The organism is Amnibacterium sp. (assembly GCF_025463795.1).
Classification (GTDB): Bacteria; Actinomycetota; Actinomycetes; order Actinomycetales; family Microbacteriaceae; genus Amnibacterium.
This window is the reverse complement of record NZ_JAODBE010000036.1, coordinates 1-2,927: the sequence shown is the minus strand read 5'-3', so window position 1 is coordinate 2,927 and position 2,927 is coordinate 1. Positions and strand designations below refer to the sequence as shown.

Annotated in this window: 5 protein-coding genes; 2 read left to right on the top strand and 3 right to left on the bottom strand. The window is 73.5% G+C overall.

Annotated features, from left to right (window positions below):
* Together JWQ92_RS03065 and JWQ92_RS03060 are read left to right on the top strand one after the other, a co-directional pair.
* Window positions 1-645 (top strand): phosphatase PAP2 family protein (locus JWQ92_RS03065; protein WP_297342990.1); only part of this gene is annotated, 645 nt, incomplete at its 5' end.
* Window positions 638-859, top strand: a complete 222-nt coding sequence (locus JWQ92_RS03060; protein WP_297342989.1) for a hypothetical protein — start codon at window positions 638-640, stop codon at window positions 857-859. The genes JWQ92_RS03065 and JWQ92_RS03060, both read left to right, overlap by 8 nt.
* Window positions 860-863: 4 nt before the next feature.
* Here JWQ92_RS03060 and JWQ92_RS03055 read toward each other — a convergent pair whose 3' ends face one another.
* The 3 genes from JWQ92_RS03055 to JWQ92_RS03045 form a co-directional block, all read right to left on the bottom strand.
* Complete coding sequence (locus JWQ92_RS03055) at window positions 864-1,598, bottom strand: ABC transporter permease (RefSeq protein ID WP_297342988.1); 735 nt, start codon at window positions 1,596-1,598, stop codon at window positions 864-866.
* Complete coding sequence (locus JWQ92_RS03050) at window positions 1,595-2,308, bottom strand: ABC transporter ATP-binding protein (protein WP_297342987.1); 714 nt, start codon at window positions 2,306-2,308, stop codon at window positions 1,595-1,597. The genes JWQ92_RS03055 and JWQ92_RS03050 overlap by 4 nt, the downstream gene beginning before the upstream one ends.
* Window positions 2,309-2,339: 31 nt before the next feature.
* On the bottom strand, window positions 2,340-2,927 hold a 588-nt coding region (locus JWQ92_RS03045), incomplete at its 5' end, for a TetR family transcriptional regulator (RefSeq protein ID WP_297342986.1).

Genomic DNA, 2,927 nt, shown 5'->3' with positions numbered 1-2,927 from the left:
TCCGCGCCCGTCCCGTGGCTGGCGCGTCGCGTCGCGCGGCGGCTCGCGCTCTGGGCCACCGGCGGCCTCGCCGGGTGCTGGCTCGTCGGCGCAGCCGTGTCCTGGCTTCCGTCGACGCCGGGGATCGGGCTCGACGCCGCGGCTCGCGCAGCGCTGCAGCCGCTGAGCGCCGTCGCTCCGATCGACGCCGTGGCGCAGTTCCTCGCCGTGATCGGCGAGCAGCCGGTCAGCATCGTCGTCGCGGTGGGTGTCGCCCTCGCGGTCGTGGTCCGCTGGGGCCTCCAGGCGGGCGTCGCGTTCGGCCTCGCGTCCGCGCTGAGCGCCGGTTCCGTGATCCTGATGAAGTCCCTGGTGCAGCGGCCCGGGCCGGTGACGGCCTTCTTCGAGGGCCTCGGATCCTTCCCCTCGGGCCACGCCGCGAACGCCGCCGTGCTCGCGACCCTCGGCGGACTCCTGCTGCGGCGGCGCTGGGCGTGGATCGCGGGCGGCGCCTACGTCGGCCTCGTCGCCGCTAGCCGGGTCGTCGTCGGCGCCCACTGGTTCACCGACACGGTCGTGGGCGCTGTGGCGGGGGCGTCGGTCGCACTGCTGGTGTGGTCCGTCTGGAGCCTCGTGCGCGGACGGGGAACGAGCGCGGATGCCTGACTCCCGCGTCCGCCGGATCCGCACCCGCCGCGCGGAGCCCCCGCTCGACCGGATGAAGGTGCTCCTGGCCGTGCTCAGCGCCGTCGCGATCACGGTGCTGTTCGTGCTCGCGATCGTGACGCTGAAGGGCGGCTTCGCGGCGCTCGTCGTGATCGGCTACCTGATCTGGCTCTGGGTCGTGCTCCGGCGCCTCCGCGGCCGTCGGCGCCGCTGATCCGTCACCGGGTCGACCGGCGCAGCGTCACCGCGCCGAGCACGACGAACGCCACCGCGAAGGCGGCGACGATCACGGTCTCCCGGACGACGGTGCCCGTGCCGTCGGTCGCGGAGCTGACAGCCTGCAGCGCCTCGATGGCGTGCGAGAGCGGCAGCCAGTCGGAGATCGCGTGCAGCACGTCCGGCATGCGGTCGCGCGGGACGAAGATGCCGCCGAGCAGCACCTGCGGGAACACGAGCGCCGGCAGGAACTGCACGACCTGGAACTCCGACCGCGCGAAGGCGCTCGCCATCAGCCCGAGGGTGGTGCCGAGCAGCGCGTCGACGAGGGCGACGACCACGAGCAGCCACGGGTCGCCGGCGACGTCGAGGCCGCAGACCTGCACCGCGAAGCCGACCGCGACCAGGGCCTGCACGACCGCGAGCGCCCCGAAGGCGAGGGTGTAGCCGAGGATCAGGTCGAATCGGCCGAGCGGCAGGGCCATCAGCCGCTCCAGCGTTCCGGATCGCCGCTCCTGCAGCATCGTGATGCTCGTCACGAGGAACATCGTGATGAACGGGAAGAGCGCGAGCAGTGCCGGACCGACGACGTCGAAGACCGCGGTGTCGGTGAAGATCCAGGCCATCAGGCCGAGCAGGAGGCTCGGCACGAGCACGAGCAGGCCGATCGTGCGCGGGTCGTGCCGGATCTGGGCGAGCACCCGGCCGGCGGTCGCGAGCGTGAGCCGGGGGTTCATGCCGCGGCTCCGACGAGCGCGAGGAACGCGTCGTCCGCGTCCGCCGTGCCGGTCCGTTCGAGCAGCTCCGCCGGCGTGACGTCCGCGAGCAGGGTGCCGTCCCGAAGGAGCAGGATGCGATCGCAGCGCTGCGCCTCGTCCATCACGTGACTGCTCACGACGAGCGTCGTGCCCTGCGAGGCGATCGACCGGAACAGCGTCCACAGGTCCCGGCGGAGCAGCGGGTCGAGGCCGACCGTGGGTTCGTCGAGCACGAGCAGCTCGGGGGAGCCGAGGAGCGCGGCCCCGAGGGAGACGCGGTTCTGCTGGCCGCCGGACAGGTCCCGCACGAGATCGTGCTGCTGCGGACGCAGATCGACCTCGTCGAGCACGCGATCCACATCCCTCGACGGGGCGCCGACGACCCGGCCGAAGTAGGCCAGGTTCTGGCGGGTCGTGAGGTCGTCGTAGACGCTCGGGCTCTGCGACACGTAGCCGATGCGCGAGCGCAGCCGCGGATGTCCGGCGGGCAGGCCGAGCACGGTCGCGGTGCCGGCCGTGATGCGCTGCGCGCCGACGAGGGCGCGCATCAGCGTGGTCTTCCCACTGCCGCTCGGCCCGAGCAGCCCGACGATCGCGCCCGTCGGCACGGTCGTCGAGATCGAGCGCAGCACGTCGTTCCGGCCCCGGTGCACGACGAGGCCGTCGACCTCGACGGCGTATTTCATCATCTGATGAGAATCCTCCGCCGGCGCTTCAGGGTCAAGGGCGTGGTGGAAGCGGATCCCCCGTGAGGTACCACTGCACGACGGGGCCGATCGTCGCGACGACCTCGTCGTCGGTCGCCTCCGCCAGCGGACCGATCCGGATCCCGTAGCGCGCCACCATCAGGCCCATCAGCTGTGACGCGGCGAAGGCGGCCCGCCGCTCCCCGTCGGCGAGGCCGAGGCCGGCCGTGACCCGCTGGAGCAGCTCACGGAGGAGGAACTGGCGCAGCATCCGCCCGGCGAACTCGTGGACCATCGCCGTCCGCAGCAGCGCGAGCACCGCGGTCCGGGTGGTGGGCTCCGCGAAGCGCGTGACGAGCGCCCGCACGATCGACGTGCCGAGCGCGTCATGGGGACCGGCGAGCAGCTCCGCGACGATGCGGTCGGGCCGGATGGGCAGGTCGAGCGCCGCGGCGAAGAGGTCCGGCTTGTCCGCGAAGTAGTGGTGCACGAGCGCGGGGTCGACGCCCGCGCTGCGCGCCACCGCCCGTAGGGAGACGCCGTCGTACCCGGCGGAGGCGAACTCCTCGGCGGCCGCGCGGACGATCGCGGCGCGCGCGTCGGCCTCGCCGGCCCGGCGGCG